Consider the following 20,534-nt stretch of genomic DNA (forward strand, 5'->3'; position numbering starts at 1 on the left):
CTGCGCCTGAGACAACCATTCAAGGTGAGCCGGAATGAAAAAGATCGAAGCGATCATCAAGCCGTTCAAACTGGACGAAGTGAAAGAGGCGTTGCAGGACGTAGGTGTTCAGGGTCTCAGCGTCGTCGAAGTCAAAGGTTTCGGCCGTCAGAAAGGCCATACCGAGCTGTATCGTGGAGCGGAATATGTTGTCGACTTTTTGCCCAAGGTGAAGGTCGAGGTCGTATTGGACGATGACCAGGTTGATGCCGCCATCGAAGCCATCGTGTCGGCTGCCAAGACCGACAAAATCGGCGACGGAAAGATCTTTGTCTCTCCGGTTGAACAAGCCATTCGCATCCGCACCGGCGAGACCGGCTCGGACGCGCTCTAACATACCAATCTTCAAGTCAGAGGAATCAAGAGAATGAGCAAGGACGCAGTTCTTCAGCTGATCAAGGAAGAGGGCGCCGAATATGTCGACGTCCGTTTCACCGACCCCCGCGGCAAGCTGCAACACGTGACCCTGATGGCCGATCAGGTCGACGAAGACTTCCTGGACGAAGGCTTCATGTTTGATGGTTCGTCCATCGCAGGATGGAAGTCGATCGAAGCTTCGGACATGAAGCTGATGATCGATACCGAAAGTGCATATGTTGATCCGTTCTACGCAGAGAAAACCATTTGCGTGCACTGCTCGGTTGTCGAACCCGATACAGGCGAAGCCTATGAGCGTGACCCGCGCGGCACAGCGCAGAAAGCCGAAGCATACCTGAAGGCATCAGGAATCGGTGACGTCGCGTATATGGGTCCCGAAGCCGAGTTTTTCCTGTTTGACGATGTCCGTTATTCGAACACAATCAACAAGGTATCCTACGAAGTTGATGCAACTGACGCATCATGGAACACCGACACCGAATACGAAATGGGAAATACGGGCCACCGTCCGGGCGTCAAGGGTGGATACTTCCCGGTGAACCCGATCGACGAAGCACAGGACCTGCGGTCGGAAATGCTGTCGACCATGAAGCGTCTGGGCATGAAGGTCGACAAGCACCACCACGAAGTTGCGTCTTGCCAGCACGAGCTGGGCCTGATCTTCGACAGCCTGACCAAGCAGGCGGATGAGCTGCAAAAGTACAAATATGTCATCCACAACGTGGCTCATGCGTACGGCAAATCGGCAACCTTCATGCCGAAGCCTATCGCAGGTGACAACGGCACCGGCATGCACGTGAACATGTCAATCTGGAAAGACGGCAAGCCACTGTTCGCGGGCGACAAATACGCTGATCTTTCGGACGAAGCGCTGTACTTCATCGGCGGTATCCTGAAGCACGCCAAGACCCTGAACGCCTTCACCAACCCGGCCACCAACAGCTACAAGCGTTTGATCCCCGGTTTCGAAGCCCCCGTTCTGCGCGCCTACTCGGCCCGTAACCGTTCGGGTTGTGTCCGTATTCCATGGACCGAAAGCCCTAAAGCAAAACGTGTCGAGGCTCGTTTCCCCGATCCGGCTGCAAACCCCTACCTGGCGTTTGCGGCTCTGTTGATGGCTGGCCTTGACGGCATCAAAAACAAGATCGACCCGGGCGAAGCCATGGACAAGAACCTGTACGATCTGCCTGCCGAGGAACTGGCCGGTATCCCGACTGTCTGCGGCAGCTTGCGTGAAGCTCTGGAAGCACTGGCATCGGATCACGACTTCCTGCTGCAAGGTGACGTGTTCACCAAGGACCAGATCGACGGCTACATCGCCCTGAAGATGGAAGAGGTCGAAACCTACGAGCACACACCACACCCGGTTGAATACGGCATGTATTACAGCTGCTAAGCGACCACGGCATGGATTTGCAGGGGCGCTCAAACGGGCGCCCCTGTTTCATTTGCGCCGGTCTGCCGCTGTTCAGCCTATTCGGGTGCCACGGCGCAGAATACACACTTTTTACCTTCGCCCTTGCTATGTGCCCGATGCTGAGGATCTGAAATCCTTCAAAGGCACTCCGCAGACCAATCAAGAGGCGTTTGCAGGAGCGGTTGGAGACACTCCAACGAACCGCTTTGCCCAATTCAAAGCTCAAGGTAGGCTGGCCACAGATTTCAACACCATCGGATTATCCTCATGTTTCGTCTTTACGTATTAATCGCCCTGCTTGTGTCTTCGCCCCTTCTGGCCGCGCCTTGTGGGAATACCAGCGCGGGGTTCGAGGCCTGGAAGGCCGATTTCGCCCAGCAGGCCCGCAAGGCTGGTGTGAAAAAGATGGGCCTTCAGGCGCTTGCTCAGGCGCAATACGCCACGGGCACAATTGCGGCGGATCGCAATCAGAAAAGCTTCAAATACACGCTGGACAAATTCATGCGTGTCAGAGGCGCTGATGCAATCGTCGCGCAGGGGCGCAAACGCAAGGCGGCAAATCCCGATTTCTATGCTGCTCTTGAACGGCAATACGGTGTTCCGGCGGGCGTTCTGATCGCCATTCACGGCATGGAAACCGGCTTTGGCAATTTTATGGGAGACAGTCAGGTTGTTTCCGCAATCACGACACTGGCCTATGATTGTCGCCGGTCCGAGTTCTTTGTTCCGCACGCAATCGGGGCACTGAAACTGGTCGATGCAGGAAGCATTACCGTGGCGACAAAAGGGGCAAAACATGGCGAGTTGGGTCACACTCAGTTTCTGCCGGGCAACGCCCTGACCTATGGCGTCGATGCCACCGGCGACCGTCGGGTGGACTTCTATGACATGACCGACGCGCTTGCCTCGACCGCCAATTTTCTTCGCAAGAAAGGGTGGAAGCCGGGGCGTGGCTATCAGCCAGGGGAGCGGAATTTTCAAGTGCTGCAACAGTGGAACGCGGCCTCTGTTTATCAGCAATCCATAGCAATCATGGCCGCCCGAATCGACCAATAGCCCGGTCGCACCAAAAACACACTCCGCACCCGCTTTCGCCACATTTCCGCCACAGTGACAAACAAAAGCCTTTAGTTTCTTGGTTTCCAATGCGTAACCAATGCCGGGGTAATATTACCTTTTTTGCATTTTCCGCCAAATTCTCCTCACGAATGGTTGTTACAGTGTTTGCTGAACAGTACGCAAAAAAGGACAGTGCAGTGGCTCGGAAGCACAGCTACCATGGCGGCCTGCAATTCAATGGCGACGCAAATGGCGCGATCGAGCGTTTTGGCACAATCGTTGCCACGACGCTGGAAGATTACGGCCATCTGGTCGAACGCAAGGCGTTGCTGAGCAATTCCGAAGCAAGCATTGTTTCAAGTCAGTACCTTGTGCGACTGACCTTGGATACAGGCACCCCCGAGCAGGAAGACCGGTACGAGCGTATGGATCGCGCCGCGGGGCTAAAAACGATAACAAAACCCCGCGCCGCAAATCCGCAAAACAGGTTGGTTCTTTCGATCACGCCGGTTTCCCCCCTGCTGGATGACTCCGAGATTTCGGAACTGATGATGGTCGTCATTCTGTATCGCATGGTCGATATCTGTTCGACCCGGCGCGTTGAATGGCTGTCGCCACACACGGTTCTGACGGTCGAGCAGTTCATGAGCGCCTTTGACACTCTGACCCCCAGCCGAACACGCGACAGAAAACAAATTTTTCAGTCGCTGACCGGGCAGTTTTCGGCAATGAATTTGCCCGAGAACGATGACACCATAAGTGTTCTTCATGCTTCGACGTCCCGCCCGATCCAGCTGACAGATGAACAATTGCTCAGCATCGCGTTTCGCAGTGAAGATACAAACAGGCCAGGTCAGGAAACGTTCGATGACAAAGATGGTGTCGTAAAGCCAAGTGACGTTTTGCGTCTCAGCAGTTGGTGCATGACGGGTGTACTGGCTGGCGTTTCGACCCCGATTGCCCTGTCAATGGCTGCTGTCAATCTGATCCGGGGTGAAGATTTTCGCCTCAACACACAGGTGCTTGTCTTTACCTTCGCGATAGTTGCCCTGAACGCAACGAACGCGTTTGCCGATGTTGCGGCCGCCTTGGGCCAATAAGAGAATTACAGAAGACCCTCCTTGGATGCCCCGCCTTTAGGCGGGGTTTTCCATTTTGGGAACCGCGTTCGCGGCCAGAATATAAGTGTGGATTGAAAAGACGACCGCATCCGTTTTCGGCAAGCGCAGCAGGGTTTGCCGCTCACTTCGCAAGTAGGACGTTTTACGTCGATCTGTGTCGCCCCGCCTGTCACTGGAGCTTCGGGGCTGAAACAGTTCGGGGTCTTCATACCAAAGCGCGTTAAAGCGCCAGAGTGGACGACCGGGCTGTATCCCGTCGAACAGGCGCTGCACCCGCTTGGCTATATTTTCGTCGTAACTTGCGACAGGCACATGGATGTCGATCAGTGGTCGCATGAATTTTTCGGACAAAAGCCAGCTGGCCGGGAAACACAGGATTGCGCCGGTCAATACATGTTCAGTTCCGCGCTTTTGCAGGATGCAAAAATCCTCCTGAACCAGCCTGCACAATGTATCAAGCGGCTGCGCCCGGTCGACTGCGACACTTACTCCGTCGGGTCTGACGACCTCCTCACCCGCATTGGGATAGACCTGCGACAGCACAAGGTCGAGCAGTTCCCGAGCGGCGGGTTCTGCCTGCGGATCAAGCGCCAGAACGTCATCGCGGCGTTCTGTCAGCAGCTTCTCCCGGCGTTGCATCTGACCGGCAAAAGCCTCGTCCCGATGCAACCAGTTTTCCATCGTTGCAGGCTGTATACCCGGTAAAGCACGCGGGTTGCCGACATCATATGGTATTTTTTCCTGCAGAACTTTATTCATACCAGCGACTTAGCATAGGTCGAAATTTTTGTCGGTCGAAAACGACAGGTTCGCCGTCGCATTTTTCCAAGACGATCCACATGGGCACCTTAGGTTTGACCGAACAAGCAACGAGGTCCGTCATGAACAAGCATTACCGAGACACGCGCAAGATTGACCCCAGCCGAGGCGCAACGCTGGGCGATGGCACGCCAAATGAGAATGACCGGATCGAGATCGGGCCGACACAGCTGGCTTTTGACGAATGGGCTGCGGCAGGTCTGGAATTGCCCAATCTTGCACGGATGCGGGAACACCGCTGGAAGCGACTAACGCAGGCCATCGTTGATCGCGGATATGGTGGTTTGCTGGTTTTTGACCCGCTGAACATCCGCTATGCGACCGACAGCACGAACATGCAGTTGTGGAATACGCATAACCCGTTTCGCGCGGTGCTGTTATGTGCCGATGGCTATATGGTGATCTGGGACTACAAGAACTCGCCTTTCCTCAGCACGTTCAATCCGCTGGTGCGCGAGCAGCGTTCAGGCGCGGATCTGTTTTACTTCGACCGTGGCGACAAGGTGAATATAGCGGCAGATGTCTTCTCGAACGAGGTGCGCGTGCTGATCGATGCGCATGGCGGCGGCAATAAACGTTTGGCTGTCGACAAGATCATGTTGCACGGTCTGCGCGCGCTTGAGGCGCAGGGCTTTGAGGTCATGGAAGGCGAAGAGCTGACCGAAAAGACCCGTTCCGTGAAGGGGCCAGATGAGATTCTGGCCATGCGCTGTGCCAATCACGCCTGTGAAACCGCTGTAGCGGAAATGGAGAGCTTTGCGCGCGCCAATGTCGGCAATGGCAGGACAACCGAGGATGATATCTGGGCTGTTCTGCACGCGGAAAACATCCGGCGCGGTGGCGAGTGGATCGAGACCCGCCTGTTGGCGTCAGGCCAACGCACGAACCCCTGGTTCCAGGAATGCGGCCCGCGCATCACGCAGCAAAACGAAATCATCGCCTTCGACACCGACCTGATCGGGTCTTACGGGATTTGCATCGATATCTCGCGTACATGGTGGATTGGTGACCAAAAGCCCCGCCCTGACATGATCTATGCCATGCAGCACGCGCATGAACACATCATGACCAACATGCAAATGCTGAAGCCCGGTGTGATGATCCCGGAACTTACGGCCATGTCGCACAGGCTTGACGACAAGTTTCAGGCGCAGAAATACGGCTGCCTGATGCACGGAGTGGGATTGTGTGATGAATGGCCGCTGGTCGCGTATCCGGACAAAGCCGTCGAAGGCGCCTATGACTATCCGCTGGAGCCAGGCATGGTGTTGTGCGTCGAAGCCTGTGTCGGCGAAGTCGGTGGCGATTTCAGCATCAAGCTTGAGGATCAGGTTCTCATTACCGAAACCGGGTATGAGAACCTGTCCAGATATCCCTTTGACCCCCAATTGATGGGGATCGAATAAGGCCGGGCCTTCACTCCGACCAATGGGACCGGCGGACGTTTCCATGCCAGTCTTCCGTGGCAGGGCTGATCTGAACCTGTGAACCACCTTGGGGTGCGGGCCAGGATTGGCCGACCGCGAACCCGGCAACGCCGGCCAGAATAATGGCCAGGATCATACGTGAACGCAGGTCGGGTATCTGGGGCGCAATATCTGCATGTGACATCTATGTCTCCTGTTTCAGCTTTCATGAACTACAGATGGGATGTGCAGAGACATAAGTGAAACGAATGTTTGTTCTGATTGCCATCATCGTTCTTGATATTAATAGAAAGTGAGAGTTCCGCCGCCGTGCAACACGAAAACGGCGGGGATCTTGTGCAGTCTGTGAAACACCCATTCGTTCTCACCTTCCCGTTACGCTTGTGACTTAAGGGTTGTGACCGAAGGGTCAAATACACAGTATTGGGCGTGTTCCCCCGTACCACTTAAGGAGCCGACATGCCCACGGAACGCATCACTTTTGCCGGACATGACGGCAGCCAATTGGCGGCGCGACTGGATTTGCCGGACGGACCAGTGCTGGCAACGGCCCTGTTCGCCCATTGCTTTACCTGTTCCAAGGATATCCCGGCCGCCCGGCGCATTTCTGCCCGTCTGGCTGCCATGGGTATCGCGGTGCTTCGGTTCGATTTCACCGGACTGGGCCATTCCGAAGGCGAGTTTGCCAATACGACCTTCACTTCGAATGTCGAGGATCTGATTTCAGCCGCGCAATATCTGGCTGGTCGAAAAATGGCACCTGCCCTGCTGATCGGCCACTCGCTTGGGGGCGCGGCGGTGTTGCGGGCGCGGGCTGGTATTCCGACTGTAAAAGCCGTCGTGACATTGGGTGCACCGGCGGACCCCGCCCATGTGTCGCATCACTTTGAGGCGGCGCTGCCTCAGATCGCAGAGGATGGCAGTGCCGAGGTCTCTTTGGGTGGTCGCCCCTTCCGTATTGGTAAAGCTTTTGTGGACGACATTGCCAAATCGGCCCTGTCATCTGCAATCGCCGACCTCAAAGCTGCCCTGTTGATCCTTCATGCTCCACGCGACGAAACGGTCAGCATCGACAATGCGAGCGCGATCTTTATGGCCGCGAAACACCCCAAAAGCTTTGTAACTCTCGACGATGCCGATCATCTGATCACGCGCGCCTCCGACGCCGAATATGCAGCAGATGTCATCGCCGCTTGGGTTTCGCGTTATGTGAAACTGTGCCCGCCCGCTCCGCCACCGGGTGCGCCAGAGGGCGTTGTGCGCATAACAGAAGCAGATCCGGGCGGGTTCATGCAGGATATTCAGGCCGGTCCAAACCACCATCTGGTCGCGGATGAGCCCGCATCCTATGGCGGTACGGACAAGGGCATGTCGCCTTATGGCTTTGTCTCGGCCGGTTTGGGGGCCTGCACATCGATGACAATACGCATGTACGCCAGGCGCAAAGGCTGGCCCCTGACAAATGTCAGCGTCGATGTATGTCATGACAAAGTTCATGCGCAGGATGCCGGATTAGTGAATGACGGCAAGGTGGACCAGTTTCGCCGGAAAATCCGCCTGAGCGGCCCGCTGGATCAGGAGCAAAGGCAACGTTTGCTTGAGATTGCGGACAAGTGCCCGGTTCACCGGACGCTCGAAGGCTCGGCCCACATAACGACCGAGCTTCTTTCATAAGAAAGGCCGCCTGACAGGCGGCCTTTTGTTCCTTAGCGTCGCGGGCCCGGTCGATGAATGGGCGGGCGGGCAACCGGTGGGCGCGCCACAGGTGGGCGCGGGCGCGCGGGAGGTTTGGCCACAGGCGGTTTCGGACGCTCGGGGCGCACTGGTCGATCAGGCCGGTTGGGACGATCAACGTCAATATCCACATTAACGTCATGGTAGTAGTCGTTCCACAGCATCGAGTCGTAAAACGGGTCATACCCGTACCCGACCCCAACCGTCACACCGTCGCAGGCCGATAGCGTCAAAGTCGCGATCCCCAACCCCAGCGTAAGGGACATCCGTTTGATCAGTCTAATGCTCATCGCCCCCTCCCTCACTGAAGTGCCCGGAACGACGCGAAAACGGCGTTCAGATCATCTGCATAACTCGGGTCTGCTCCGTCCCGCAGAATGGCAACTGCTATGGCAACCCGGCCTTGCGGAAGGTCAATGACGGTGGCGGTAAAGCTTACCCTTTTGCCGTCCCGGTGCCCGGTGCCCCGAAACACGCGTGCTGGCAACCCGCCAATACGGGTATCGCTGGTGCTGGTCATCGTCGGGTCTTTGACCAGAAACCTGTCGATATCCTGCAGATACCGGACACCTCCCTGAATTGTTCCAACCCCCGCAGGTGATACGAAACCCATCCACACTGCGTCGTCTGTCACCGGCCGGAACCCCATAACCCGCGCGACCGCACGGGCGTCGCCCAGTTCGGTATCCTCAATCTCGCGCGGCCCGCCGGTGCGAAGGATCCAGAAGTCGGGAACTTCAAACCGAAAAAGCGATTGGCCTTCTTCGGTGTAGGTCACGGGGGTTTCAGCCAGTGCCGGTGCAGCTGTGCCGACGTAAAATGCACCACAAAGGGCAAGTATCGAACATGATAATAAACGCATATCTCAATAACCTGATTATTTCCTTCCGTTCAGATTGAACTGTCAAAGCGCTGTTTGTCCAGCATCGCTTGGCAGCAAGGGCAGGACGGGCATCCACCCCAACTGGCGGCATGATCCGGTGAGACCTAGTTGCAGGCACATCACCTGTCTTTTTGCGGCACCCTACCCGTCACTACCGTGCCATATCCTTTGCAGGACAGTTTTCCGAACCCGTCAGCTGCTGAAAAGCCCGAACAAACGATAAGAATCAGGGCAAACCGTCTCATATTCGCTCTCGCATCTTGTTCCCTACCCCGCACGCGGCTAAACCCCGCGCCAACGCCTCATCCAATCTGCAAAAAAGGTGCCGTCGCCTATGATTCCCCGTTATTCCCGCCCCGACATGGTCGCCATCTGGTCGCCCGAGACCAAGTTCCGCATCTGGTACGAGATCGAGGCGCACGCGTGCGATGCCATGGCGGATCTGGGCGTGATCCCGCGTGAAAATGCCGAAGCTGTCTGGAAAGCCAAGGATGTGGAATTCGATGTCGCCCGCATCGACGAGATCGAAGCTGTTACCAAGCATGACGTTATCGCATTCCTGACCCATCTTGCAGAGCATGTTGGCAGTGAAGAGGCGCGTTTTGTGCATCAGGGTATGACCAGCTCGGACGTGCTGGACACCTGTTTCAACGTACAGCTGACCCGCGCCGCCGATATCCTGATTGGCGACCTTGAAGGGCTTCTGGCCGCGCTCAAGCGCCGCGCGATGGAACATAAGGACACGGTTCGTATCGGACGCAGCCACGGCATCCACGCCGAACCGACAACCATGGGTCTGACCTTTGCCCGCTTCTACGCCGAGATGGACCGCAACCTGTCCCGGATGCGTGACGCACGTGCGGAAATCGCCACCGGAGCGATCAGCGGCGCGGTTGGTACCTTTGCCAATATCGACCCGCAAGTCGAGGAACATGTCTGTGACAAGCTGGGTCTGGTGCCTGAGCCGATCAGCACGCAGGTCATTCCGCGTGACCGCCACGCGGCTTTCTTTGCCACGCTGGGCGTCATCGCCAGCAGCATCGAGAACATCGCCATCGAAATCCGCCACATGCAGCGGACCGAGGTGCTGGAGGGGGCCGAGTTCTTCTCGATGGGCCAGAAAGGCTCTTCGGCGATGCCGCACAAGAAAAACCCGGTGTTGACTGAGAACCTGACCGGTCTGGCGCGCATGGTCCGCGCGGCCGTAATACCGGCGATGGAGAATGTTGCGCTCTGGCACGAACGTGATATCTCGCACTCATCGGTCGAGCGCATGATCGGGCCGGACGCCACAATCACGCTGGATTTTGCCTTGGCCCGCCTGACAGGCGTGATCGACAAGATGCTGATCTTCCCTGAGAACATGATCGAGAACATGAACAAGTTCCCAGGCCTTGTGATGAGCCAGCGCGTTTTGTTGGCCCTGACCCAGGCAGGTGTCAGCCGTGAGGACGCCTATGCCATGGTACAGCGCAACGCGTTGAAGGTTTGGGAACACCGCACCGACTTCAAGGAGGAACTGTTGGCGGATGCTGATGTAACTGCCGCACTCAGCCCTGCGGAGATTGAAGAGAAATTCGACCTCGGGTATCACACCAAGCATGTCGATACGATCTTTGCGCGCGTGTTTGGCGAATAACGGTTATCTTTTCAGTCTGTTAGCCGGGGGTGCTCTGCCATATGCAGAGCACCCCCTTGCTTTTTGCCAGATCAACAGAAATGCGGTATCCTGCATGTGCTTTTTCCATACGAGGGAAACATCATGATCCGAACACTCCTAAGCGCATTGGCACTGGTTCTTGTGGCCTCGGTCGGGCTTGCCTGCGAAGAGCATTCCAAACAGACCCAATCCTGCGCACCCGGTACGGCCTGGGATACTGAAACAAAAAGCTGTGCAAAATCTGTCAACAGCTGACAATTTTTGTCCAGTTCGTGAATAAAAGCGACCGTTCCACTGTTAGCTTTTTTGTAGATCACACTATGATTTCAATAAGAGCCCCGAGAACGGAGTAAAGAAATGCGCCTTTTGTTAGCTTCTGCCCTTGCCTTGCAAGCCTTTGCCTTCGCGCCAGCTGTCCATGCCGCAGGCGGTGACAGCAGCAGCCCGCCGAAACCCACGAATACGACCAAGAAATGCCTGTTCGGCCGTGTATATGACGAAACCCGTGGAAAATGCGTCAAACCCGACAAGTCTAACCTGACCGATGATCAGCTGTATAATGCGGTCCGCGAACTGGCTTATGACGGGCAATACGGGCACGCTCAGGACATTCTGCGCATCATGGATCAGGAGGACGATCGTGTCCTGACCTATTGGGGTTTCACCTATCGCAAAATGGGCGAGCTGGAACTGGCAAATGTCTTTTATCAAAACGCGATCAATGCCAACCCAGACAATCTTTTGGCGCGCAGCTACATGGCGCAGGGGTTTGTGTCCGAAGGCCGAACCGATCTGGCGATCGAGCAATGGCGTGAAATAAAGGCCCGAGGCGGCGAAGGCACATGGGCCGAGGCGTCGCTGCGTGAAGCGATCCGAACGGGCCTGACATACAGCTATTGAGGTTCAGGGTTATTTAACCCGACTCTCTCTAATCTGCCTGTGGTTCGAAAACTTTGGCTCCACAGGCAGATGCAGAACACCAACGCATTAATTCAAACGGTTCAAGGGGCTTCGGCCCCGTTTTCCGCAGAGGGTGGCGACAACCCGCGCCTTGTTCCCCGATCTTTGACCAGCCGTCAGAAGGCAGCTGTCGTCGTGCGCCTGTTGTTGAACGAAGGCGCCGATCTTCCGTTGGAGGAACTTCCCGATGACCTGCAAGAAAAACTGACACACCAATTGGGGGAAATGGGCCTTGTGGACCGGGTGACTCTGGGTGCTGTGGCACAGGAATTCAGCGAAGCCCTGGACAATGTCGGTCTGGCCTTTCCACATGGGCTTGCCGGAGCCTTGGATGCCGTCAGCGGAAAGATCACGCCCGCAACAGCGGCGCGTTTGCGCAAAGTTGCCGGAGTTCGCCAGATCGGTGATCCCTGGCAAAGGTTGCGCGACATTCCGGCCCAGGACCTTGCGGCCATGGCACAGGCGGAAAGCACTGAAGTGGCCGCTGTGATGCTTTCAAAAATGGATACGGCACAGGCGGCGCAGATGCTGGGCCACATGCCGGGTCCGGTGGCGCGGCGGATCACCTACGCAATTTCGAAAACAGCAAATGTCACACCCGAAGCGGTTGAGCGGATCGGCTGGTCACTGGCTGCTCAACTGGATCAGCGGCCTGTTCAGGCCTTCAATGACGGTCCGGGCGCGCGTGTGGGTGCGATTCTGAACCAGTCTGCGTCCGCCACGCGCGACGACCTGCTGAACGCGCTGGATGAGGACGACGCCGATTTTGCCGATCTGGTGCGCCGCTCGATCTTTACCTTCGCCCATATCTACAGCCGGATTTCCCCACGTGATGTTCCAGCCATATTGAGGGAAGTCGATCAGCCTGTTCTGGTCGCGGCCCTTGCTGGTGCCGCCGCGGATGATGACAAGGCATCTGTCGAGTTTCTGCTGTCGAATATCTCCTCCCGCATGGCAGAAAACCTGCGCGAGGAAATCGCGGAACGCGGGCGGGTCAAGCAATCTGAGGCCGAAGATGCCATGACCCAGATCGTTGGGGCGGTTCGTACCTTGTCTGACGCCGGAACAATTACGCTGATTGAAAAGGAAGACGACGAAAACACGGGTTGAGGCAGGAACAGGCGCACCCGCCAGATCGTTAGGGCAGCCATTTCGCCAGGGTGCTTGAGGTTACGGGTACCGGGTTGTATGTCTGAGGCAACATTTCGCAACACGCGGTGAGACACCTCCATGCCCGTCGAAAAGTCGGAGCTCAGCCGGTTTGAGCTTGGAAAATACTATGTCGCCAATCTGCTCCTGCAGGGAATCATCGGCGCTATGCGCCTGCTTCCTTATGAAAGGCGCATAGCAACCATGGGTGCAATCATGAAAACCCTTGCGCCCGTCGTTGGATTTCGCACCCGTGTCCGCCGGAATCTAAAGCTCACCTGCCCTGAATTGTCTGACGCCGAGATCACAAAGATCTATCGTGACGTGTCGGATAATGCCGGTCGGGCAATAATGGAGCATTTCTCACCCGAAGGTTTCATCGAACGTCAGGTGAACGCCAAGATATCCGGGCCCGGTATTGCTGCGTTTGACGCCGCGATTGCCGAAGGGCGTCCGGTGATGATGATCACGGCGCATTTCGGTCACTATCTGGCCGCGCGTGTTGCCCTGCAGAAACACAGCGGCAAGCCGATTGGATGCCTCTACCGGCGGATGGCCAATCCCTATTTCAACGACGCCTATGTCGAAGCCTTTTACAAAACCGGCGCGCCGATGTTCGAACAGGGGCGGCGTGGTATGGTCGAAATGGTCCGGTCACTCAAGAACGGTGGAATCATTGCCATCGTGTCCGACCTGCATGCGCTGGGGGGCGAAGAGCTGACATTCTTTGGCAAGCCTGCCGTGACATCCGTGCTGAACGCAGAGCTGGCCATCAAGTACAAGGCCGTACTGATACCGTGCTATGCCGTGCGCCAGCCTAATGGCATCGACTTTGAAATCATCCTGCATGATCCCGTTCCGCACACGGACCCAAAGACGATGACTCAGTTCACCAATGACGATCTGGAACAGATCGTGCGGCAGCATATGGGACAGTGGTTCTGGATCCACCGGCGTTGGAAAAGCTGGAACGGGCTCGGCGTCCAACCGGACGACATGCCCTGATCACTTGGCCCAAGACGCGGCAACTATTGGCCCGTGACCGGTCCTTTGCACAAGCACGACGGCTGGCAAGCCTGGTTTCAGCTGCGCCGAGTATGTCTGCGGCGTTTGCCCATCCCACCGGCCCGCAATCTGCCAGGTCTCGACAACATTGGCATAATCCAATTCTCGCCCGGCTAGTTCACCACGACGGATCGAGGCATGGCGCAGAGGCGAATACTGAACGATACGCACGTCATAGATCTCACCTGCGGGCAATTCCACAGGCGTCACACTCACGGTCACTTCGTCAGCGTCTCGGGTTGCTGTCACCGCTGCCTCGGGGGCGGCCTTTAGATGCGCATCAATCAGACGGTCGAGCTCCTGAGCCTGAGCGCCGACAATATCGTGCTGACCATTGATGATCATCTGAGGCGTATAGATCATGGATTTTCCGTTTTCGCGGGCATAGGCCCGTTGCCGGAGCGTGTGATCAGGATCGGCATATTCGTCCTTCCAACCGATGTAATCCCAATAGTCGACATGCAGCGCCAGCCCGATGACATCGTCGCGTTTCGCCAGCTCATGCATGATCCGATCTGCCGGCGGGCAAGACGAACACCCCTGTGAGGTGAACAGCTCAACCACCACAGGATCCCCACCGGCCATGGGCTGGGTGGCGAACAGGCAGGATATCAGGGCGGTCAAAGCAGCGGGTCTGAACATCAAAACTCTCGGATAAAGCGGGTGTTCTCTGGGATAGCCGTTTTGCCGCTCAACCGCTAATCAACGTTTCTTGAGGGCGGTGTCTGCAATTCTCCGCCTAAATGTGTGCAATGGTATACAAAATCGCAAATCCAGTGTCATTGAACCTTGAACCAGCGGCTTGGGTGATGCAGATAACATTCAGCGATGCCCGAAATCCAAGTCATTTGAGAAGGGAGGCCACCCGATGCCCATTAAAGTCGGACAGGATACCGCCAAGACACGCCGCAGCCTGAACGTGAATGGCAAATCCATTTCCTACTATTCGATCCCCGCCGCGCAGCAGGCCGGTTTGGGTGATTTTTCCAACCTTCCTGCCGCGCTGAAAGTCGTGCTGGAAAACATGCTCCGATTTGAAGACAGCGGCTTTTCGGTCTCGGTCGATGACATCAAAGCATTTGCCGAATGGGGTGCCAATGGCGGCAAGAACCCGCGCGAGATTGCGTACCGCCCTGCCCGCGTGCTGATGCAGGACTTTACCGGTGTTCCTGCGGTGGTCGATCTGGCCGCCATGCGCGACGGGATCAAAGGCCTGGGCGGTGACGCACAGAAGATCAACCCGCTGAACCCGGTCGATCTGGTTATCGACCACTCGGTCATGATCGACGAGTTCGGTAACCCGCGTGCGTTCCAGATGAACGTCGACCGCGAATACGAGCGCAACATGGAACGCTATCAGTTCCTGAAATGGGGTCAGAACGCGTTCAACAATTTCCGCGTTGTGCCTCCCGGCACCGGTATCTGTCATCAGGTGAACCTGGAATATCTGGCACAGACTGTCTGGACTGACACCGATCAGAACGGCGAAAAAGTTGCCTATCCCGACACACTGGTTGGCACCGACAGCCACACCACCATGGTCAACGGCATGGCCGTTCTGGGGTGGGGCGTTGGCGGGATCGAGGCCGAAGCCGCAATGCTGGGTCAGCCGATTTCGATGCTGATCCCTGAGGTGATCGGTTTTGAGTTAACCGGCTCGATGGTCGAAGGCACCACCGGTACAGACCTTGTTCTGAAAGTTGTCGAAATGCTGCGTGCCAAGGGCGTGGTGGGCAAATTCGTCGAATTCTATGGCGAGGGGCTGGACCGCCTGCCGCTGGCTGACCGTGCAACCATCGCCAATATGGCGCCGGAATACGGAGCGACATGCGGCTTCTTCCCGATCGACGGAGAAACCCTGCGCTACATGCGCAACACCGGCCGCGACGAAGACCGCATCGCGCTGGTCGAAGCCTATGCCAAGGAAAACGGGTTCTGGAGAGGCCCGGATTATGCGCCGATCTACACTGACACTCTGTCACTGGACATGGGCACAATCGTTCCTGCAATTTCAGGCCCGAAACGCCCGCAGGACTACGTCGCACTGACCGACGCCAAGGCCGCTTTCACCAAGGAAATGAAAGAGACTTTCAAGCGCCCCATGGGCAAGGAAGTCGCCGTCAAGGGCGAAGACTACACCATGGAGTCGGGCAAGGTTGTAATTGCTTCGATCACCTCCTGTACCAACACGTCGAACCCTTACGTGATGATCGGTGCAGGCCTTGTGGCTCGCAAAGCCGCAGCTCTGGGTCTGAACCGCAAACCTTGGGTCAAGACCTCGCTGGCACCCGGTTCGCAGGTTGTATCTGCTTATCTTGAGGCCGCTGGACTGCAAGAAGATCTGGACAAGGTTGGGTTCAACCTTGTTGGGTACGGCTGCACCACCTGCATCGGCAACTCGGGCCCGATCCAGAAAGAAATCTCGGAAGCCATTGCCGAGGGCGATCTGGTCGCCACGTCGGTTCTGTCCGGCAACCGGAACTTCGAAGGCCGTATCTCACCGGATGTCCGCGCAAACTACTTGGCTTCGCCACCGTTGGTTGTTGTCTATGCGCTGGCAGGTACGCTCGACATCGATCTGACGTCCGAGCCCATCGGTCAGGACAAGGATGGCAACGACGTCTTCATGAAGGACATCTGGCCAACCCAAAGCGAAATCGCGGAACTGGTCGAAGCAACCGTAACCCGCGAAGCGTTCCAGTCGAAATATGCGGATGTCTTCAAGGGGGATGAGAAATGGCAAAGCGTCGAGGTTCCGCAACAGGAAACCTATGACTGGCCGCCAACGTCGACCTACATCCAGAACCCGCCCTATTTCCAGGGTATGGGGGCGGAACCGGGCACGATCTCGAACATCGAAGGCGCCAAAGTTCTGGCCATTCTGGGCGACATGGTAACCACCGACCACATCTCACCTGCAGGGTCATTCGCTACCACGACGCCGGCGGGCAAATACCTGACCGACCGTCAGGTTCAGCCGCGCGAGTTCAACTCGTATGGCTCGCGGCGGGGCAATCACGAAGTCATGATGCGCGGCACCTTCGCCAATATCCGCATCAAGAACGAGATGTTGGATGGAGTTGAAGGCGGATACACCAAAGGTCCGGATGGCGAAGAGACGTCGATCTACGATGCCTCGATGGCCTATCAGGCCAATGGCACCCCGCTGGTCGTGTTCGGCGGCGAACAATACGGCGCGGGCTCAAGCCGCGACTGGGCGGCCAAGGGCACGGCGCTGCTGGGCGTCAAGGCCGTAATCGCCGAGAGCTTTGAGCGTATCCACCGATCCAATCTGGTTGGCATGGGCGTGATCCCGTTCGAATTCACCGGTGGAGATACCCGCAAAACCCTGGGTCTGAAAGGGGACGAAACCGTCTCGATCCATGGGCTGGATACGGTCGAGCCGCTGCAGGTCGTGCCCTGCACCATCACCTATGCAGACGGGGCTGAGACAACCATCCAGTTGAAATGCCGGATCGATACCGCGCCTGAGATCGAATACATCGAAAACGGCGGTGTGCTGCATTACGTGCTGAGGAATCTGGCGAAGGCCAACTAAGCCTAACCGGTCTGGACAAATGACAAGGGCGCCTGCGGGGCGCTCTTTCCTTTTCTGTATTTCAGTATCCCGTTCACGCATTTTTAAGTGGATTCCTTGACCCTGCTACAAAAACCGGAGACGCGTATGCAGGAAGTCGTCATTGTCAAATCCACGCCCCTGCCGGGGAAATTCGCGGCGCTTGCCAAACTGATCGGGGATCTGGTTGCCGAAACCCGAAAATTCCCCGGATGTCGTGCCGCTTATCTTCTGCTCTCGCCCGCAAACAACGAACAAGTCGTTGTTCACATCTGGGAAAACCCCGACGCGCTTGAAGCCTACCTGAACTGGCGTGCCGACAAAGGCGATTTTCTGCGAATCAACGAGTTTCTTGAGGTCGAGCAGGATTTCCAAACCTACCAGCTCGCCTGAACCAGAGGTTGAAAGGCCCTACTCAGCCGCTTTCTCAAGCGCAGGCCGGATGGTGCTTTCGATGACACGTTGCGTGATCGGGCCTGCAAAGCGCAGAATGATCGTTCCATCACCGTCGATCACGTAGGTCTCGGGAACACCGTACAAACCCCAATCAATTGCCATGCGGCCCTGTTCGTCGCGGCCCATGGCGACGTAAGGATCGCCAAGATCAGCCAGAAAAGCCTCGGCACTGCTCAGCTTGTCTTTGTAGTTGATGCCATAAACAGGGATGCCTTCAGCTGCCAGCGCTTCGAGATTGGGGTGCTCGACGCGGCATGGGGCGCACCAGCTGGCCCAATAGTTGACCAGCTTGACCTCTCCGTCCCGCAGCGTTTCGTCGTCGAAAAGGGTCTTTCCCGGAAACTCGGTTAGAACCACGGGCGGCGCCGGTTGGCCTTCACGGGCCGAGGGCAAAGCGTTGGGATCTTCGCGAAACATGCCGATGCCTGCGAGAACCGCGAATGCGCCAAATATCAGAGGTGGCGCAATCATCAGGGGCGAGATTTTAGCCATTGCGCGACATCCTCTGTTCGACCTTTTCCATTTCAGCACGCACCTTGCGCCCGCGCATCACGCTGAACGCAACCAGTACCACGATAAGGGCAATGGAAACGGCATAAGACGACAAAACAGCGTCTGCATATTTTCCAAGATCGGGGATCATCCGCCCACCCTTTCCCGTGCCTGTAACGCCTTGATACGACGGGCGCGAATTTCCGTTCCGGTGCGGTACAACACCAAGGCGATGAACAGCAGAACAAATCCGATGATGCAGGCCAGCAGAGGGTAGAAAAAGACATTGCTGACTTTCTCTTCCGTATCCGCCCCGGTAACGGCCCCGGCCCGCATGACCGATGCGCCCTGATGCAGGCCCTGATTCCAGAAATTCACCGCATACCGGCTGAGGATCGCAAAGACCGACCCAACAAGACACAGAACCGAGGTCAGATCGGCTGCGGTATCAGGGTCCTCAATAGCTTCCCACAAGGCGACATAGCCAAGGTAGAACAGAAACAGGATCAGAAACGATGTCAGGCGCGGATCCCAGGCCCACCATGTGCCCCACATGGGCTGTCCCCAGATGGCCCCCGTCAGCAGCGCAATCAGGGTCATTACAATCCCGATCGGTGCAGCAGCCCGTGCCGCAAGCGCGCTGACATGGTGGCGACGCACCAGCCAGACCAATGAGGTGGCCAGCATCATCAGCCAGCAATTGATCGCCATCAGAGCCGCCGGAACATGCAGATAGATGATCTTGACCGTCGACCCCTGCTTGTAGTCGTCCGGTGTAAAGAAAAAGCCCCAGGTCAGACCGACAACGATGCAGAGGATCGAGACGATCCAGAAAAACGGCAGGACCCGTTCGCTGGTTTCAAGAAACTTGCGCGGGTTGGCATATTCCCAGAGGGCGTTGGCTTTGGCTGCGATTGACATGGGCCCTATCTAGTCCGAGTTGGGGTGGTTCTCAATTGACATCCATCAAACTTGTCGCGGTTCACCGCAGATTGATACGTAGCACGGCAGCGCTGGCAAAGGGCAACAATGCGATGGTTGCCGCCGTGATCCCGGCCAGCATCAGCAGTGGCGTCTGCACTTCCATCCCTGTTGCTCCACGCCGGGCAACTTCGGCCCCGAAAATCAGGGTGGGGACGTAAAGCGGCAACACCAGAAGCGACAGCAATAGCCCGCCACGTTTCAGACCAACTGTTAGGGCAGCACCAAATGTCCCGATGACGCTCATGGCCGGGGTACCGATCAGGAGCGAGATCACCAGCCAGAAAAACCCCGGCATCGGCAGGTTCAGCAAGACACCCAGAAACGGCGCGGCCAGAACCAGCGGCAGACCAGTGGTCAGCCAGTGGGCCAGCGCCTTGACTGTGACAACCGATTCAAGCGGCAGCGGTGCCGTGGCCAGCAGATCGAGCGAGCCGTCTTCCCAGTCCAGTGCCAGCAGGCGGTCAAGCGACAGAAGGCAGGCCAGCAAGGCCCCCAGCCAGAGCACACCGGGCGCAATCGTGGACAGCAGCGAGGATTGCGGCCCCACGGCAAATGGCACCATCACAGTCACGATCAGGAAAAAGGCCAGACCCAGCCCAAACCCGCCGCCTGCGCGGAAAGCCAGTTTCAGGTCGCGCAGCAACAGGGCGATCACAGGAAACCTCCGTCGAAATCGTCGATGGGTTTGGGTTTGGCCTTGTTAGGACCGACGTCCAGAACCTCGCCATCAAGGCCAAGGTCGATATGGGTGGCGATCAGGGCTGACCCGCCCTGCCCCAGATGTGCCCCCACCGCATCGGCAAACATTTGCACCGCGTTCCTGTCCAGCGAGACGGTCGGCTCGTCCAGCATCCAGATTGGCCGCCCTGTGACCAGCATCCGCGCCAGCCCCAACCGCCGTTTCTGGCCCGCCGACAGATTGCCGGCGTGACGGTCGGCGAGTTCGTTCAACTCAAAAGCGTCCAGCGCCGGCTGGATGTCATATGTACCAAAGACCGCTGCCCAGAATGTCAGGTTTTCAGTCACCGACAATGTCGGTTTGAGCCCGTCCGAATGGGACGCGTAGGCGATCCGGTCCTCGGCCCCTTCGATCTTGCCTTCCAGCGGAGGCTGCAAGCCAGCCAACGTGCGCAGAAGCGTCGTTTTGCCGATCCCGTTTGGGCCCCGCAGGATCAGAGCCTTGCCCGGCGACAGCTGAAAGCTGAGGCCCTCAAGGACGGGAACACCGCCACGTGTGATAGACAGATCTGTTACAGTCAAAGTCATGAGACCCGCTTAGCGGATTGTCCGCAGGGGCAAAAGGCGAGATTTGCC

The 20,534-nt window shown here is 57.1% G+C and carries 23 protein-coding genes; 13 read left to right on the forward strand and 10 right to left on the reverse strand.

Annotated elements, in window-relative coordinates:
* Positions 1-34 precede the first annotated feature (34 nt).
* The 4 genes from ACR0M3_RS03660 (at position 35) to ACR0M3_RS03675 (ending at position 3,993) form a co-directional block, all read left to right on the forward strand.
* The gene (locus ACR0M3_RS03660) at positions 35-373 is read left to right on the forward strand and encodes a P-II family nitrogen regulator (protein WP_209503542.1); all 339 of its coding nucleotides are present in this window, start codon (positions 35-37) and stop codon (positions 371-373) included.
* 33 nt (positions 374-406) lie between these two features.
* A complete protein-coding gene (glnA, locus tag ACR0M3_RS03665; RefSeq protein WP_267366350.1) occupies positions 407-1,813 on the forward strand; it encodes a type I glutamate--ammonia ligase in 1,407 nt (468 codons plus the stop codon).
* A 288-nt stretch (positions 1,814-2,101) separates the two neighbouring features.
* Positions 2,102-2,890, forward strand: coding sequence for a lytic murein transglycosylase (locus ACR0M3_RS03670; RefSeq protein ID WP_480564229.1), 789 nt, complete (start codon positions 2,102-2,104; stop codon positions 2,888-2,890).
* A 200-nt stretch (positions 2,891-3,090) separates the two neighbouring features.
* Positions 3,091-3,993: a hypothetical protein gene (locus ACR0M3_RS03675; protein WP_480909756.1), complete on the forward strand. Its 903-nt coding sequence runs from the start codon at positions 3,091-3,093 to the stop codon at positions 3,991-3,993.
* A gap of 36 nt (positions 3,994-4,029) precedes the next feature.
* On the opposite strand, the gene ACR0M3_RS03680 is transcribed toward ACR0M3_RS03675, so the two are convergent.
* Positions 4,030-4,773, reverse strand: coding sequence for a heme-dependent oxidative N-demethylase family protein (locus ACR0M3_RS03680; protein ID WP_480909758.1), 744 nt, complete (start codon positions 4,771-4,773; stop codon positions 4,030-4,032).
* A 122-nt stretch (positions 4,774-4,895) separates the two neighbouring features.
* On the opposite strand from ACR0M3_RS03680, the gene dddP reads away from it, so the two are divergent.
* Positions 4,896-6,239: a dimethylsulfonioproprionate lyase DddP gene (dddP, locus tag ACR0M3_RS03685; protein WP_480553793.1), complete on the forward strand. Its 1,344-nt coding sequence runs from the start codon at positions 4,896-4,898 to the stop codon at positions 6,237-6,239.
* A 10-nt stretch (positions 6,240-6,249) separates the two neighbouring features.
* On the opposite strand, the gene ACR0M3_RS03690 is transcribed toward dddP, so the two are convergent.
* Entirely contained in the window at positions 6,250-6,444 is a 195-nt protein-coding gene (locus ACR0M3_RS03690) for a hypothetical protein (RefSeq protein WP_480473400.1), read from the reverse strand.
* Positions 6,445-6,719: 275 nt separating this feature from the next.
* Between ACR0M3_RS03690 and ACR0M3_RS03695 the strand changes: the two genes are divergently transcribed.
* Positions 6,720-7,934 (forward strand): bifunctional alpha/beta hydrolase/OsmC family protein, encoded by a 1,215-nt coding sequence (locus tag ACR0M3_RS03695; RefSeq protein ID WP_480909760.1) that lies wholly within the window; start codon positions 6,720-6,722, stop codon positions 7,932-7,934.
* 32 nt (positions 7,935-7,966) lie between these two features.
* On the opposite strand, the gene ACR0M3_RS03700 is transcribed toward ACR0M3_RS03695, so the two are convergent.
* Together ACR0M3_RS03700 and ACR0M3_RS03705 are read right to left on the reverse strand one after the other, a co-directional pair.
* Positions 7,967-8,284 carry a hypothetical protein gene (locus ACR0M3_RS03700; protein WP_480564222.1) on the reverse strand — a complete coding sequence of 106 codons (318 nt, stop codon included), beginning with the start codon at positions 8,282-8,284 and terminating at the stop codon, positions 7,967-7,969.
* An 11-nt stretch (positions 8,285-8,295) separates the two neighbouring features.
* Complete coding sequence (locus tag ACR0M3_RS03705; RefSeq protein ID WP_480909762.1) at positions 8,296-8,856, reverse strand: hypothetical protein; 561 nt, start codon at positions 8,854-8,856, stop codon at positions 8,296-8,298.
* Positions 8,857-9,211: 355 nt separating this feature from the next.
* On the opposite strand from ACR0M3_RS03705, the gene purB reads away from it, so the two are divergent.
* From purB to ACR0M3_RS03730, 5 genes are all read left to right on the forward strand, one after another.
* On the forward strand, positions 9,212-10,516 hold the full coding sequence (purB, locus tag ACR0M3_RS03710) for an adenylosuccinate lyase (protein WP_480909764.1): 1,305 nt from the start codon (positions 9,212-9,214) through the stop codon (positions 10,514-10,516).
* 123 nt (positions 10,517-10,639) lie between these two features.
* The gene (locus tag ACR0M3_RS03715) at positions 10,640-10,792 is read left to right on the forward strand and encodes a hypothetical protein (RefSeq protein ID WP_480504699.1); all 153 of its coding nucleotides are present in this window, start codon (positions 10,640-10,642) and stop codon (positions 10,790-10,792) included.
* Positions 10,793-10,894: 102 nt separating this feature from the next.
* Positions 10,895-11,437, forward strand: a complete 543-nt coding sequence (locus tag ACR0M3_RS03720; RefSeq protein ID WP_480584906.1) for a tetratricopeptide repeat protein — start codon at positions 10,895-10,897, stop codon at positions 11,435-11,437.
* A gap of 69 nt (positions 11,438-11,506) precedes the next feature.
* On the forward strand, positions 11,507-12,607 hold the full coding sequence (locus ACR0M3_RS03725) for a flagellar motor switch protein FliG (protein WP_480909766.1): 1,101 nt from the start codon (positions 11,507-11,509) through the stop codon (positions 12,605-12,607).
* 120 nt (positions 12,608-12,727) lie between these two features.
* Positions 12,728-13,651, forward strand: coding sequence for a lysophospholipid acyltransferase family protein (locus ACR0M3_RS03730; protein WP_480480353.1), 924 nt, complete (start codon positions 12,728-12,730; stop codon positions 13,649-13,651).
* Here the strand turns inward: ACR0M3_RS03730 and ACR0M3_RS03735 are convergent, their stop codons facing one another.
* Complete coding sequence (locus tag ACR0M3_RS03735) at positions 13,652-14,353, reverse strand: DUF1223 domain-containing protein (protein ID WP_480909768.1); 702 nt, start codon at positions 14,351-14,353, stop codon at positions 13,652-13,654. It lies immediately after the preceding gene.
* 226 nt (positions 14,354-14,579) lie between these two features.
* On the opposite strand from ACR0M3_RS03735, the gene acnA reads away from it, so the two are divergent.
* A complete protein-coding gene (acnA, locus tag ACR0M3_RS03740) occupies positions 14,580-17,270 on the forward strand; it encodes an aconitate hydratase AcnA (RefSeq protein WP_480909770.1) in 2,691 nt (896 codons plus the stop codon).
* 126 nt (positions 17,271-17,396) lie between these two features.
* Positions 17,397-17,681, forward strand: coding sequence for a putative quinol monooxygenase (locus ACR0M3_RS03745; RefSeq protein WP_480480348.1), 285 nt, complete (start codon positions 17,397-17,399; stop codon positions 17,679-17,681).
* Positions 17,682-17,699: 18 nt separating this feature from the next.
* Here the strand turns inward: ACR0M3_RS03745 and ACR0M3_RS03750 are convergent, their stop codons facing one another.
* From ACR0M3_RS03750 to ccmA, 5 genes are all read right to left on the reverse strand, one after another.
* Positions 17,700-18,236 carry a DsbE family thiol:disulfide interchange protein gene (locus tag ACR0M3_RS03750; protein ID WP_480480346.1) on the reverse strand — a complete coding sequence of 179 codons (537 nt, stop codon included), beginning with the start codon at positions 18,234-18,236 and terminating at the stop codon, positions 17,700-17,702.
* A complete protein-coding gene (ccmD, locus tag ACR0M3_RS03755; protein WP_480480344.1) occupies positions 18,229-18,387 on the reverse strand; it encodes a heme exporter protein CcmD in 159 nt (52 codons plus the stop codon). The genes ACR0M3_RS03750 and ccmD overlap by 8 nt, the downstream gene beginning before the upstream one ends.
* Entirely contained in the window at positions 18,384-19,157 is a 774-nt protein-coding gene (locus ACR0M3_RS03760; protein ID WP_267366837.1) for a heme ABC transporter permease, read from the reverse strand. The genes ccmD and ACR0M3_RS03760 overlap by 4 nt, the downstream gene beginning before the upstream one ends.
* Positions 19,158-19,218: 61 nt before the next feature.
* On the reverse strand, positions 19,219-19,875 hold the full coding sequence (gene ccmB / locus ACR0M3_RS03765) for a heme exporter protein CcmB (protein ID WP_267366838.1): 657 nt from the start codon (positions 19,873-19,875) through the stop codon (positions 19,219-19,221).
* A complete protein-coding gene (gene ccmA, locus ACR0M3_RS03770) occupies positions 19,872-20,486 on the reverse strand; it encodes a heme ABC exporter ATP-binding protein CcmA (protein ID WP_480480340.1) in 615 nt (204 codons plus the stop codon). The genes ccmB and ccmA overlap by 4 nt, the downstream gene beginning before the upstream one ends.
* Between the last annotated feature and the right edge of the window lie 48 nt (positions 20,487-20,534).

This window comes from Ruegeria sp. O5 (genome assembly GCF_056535105.1).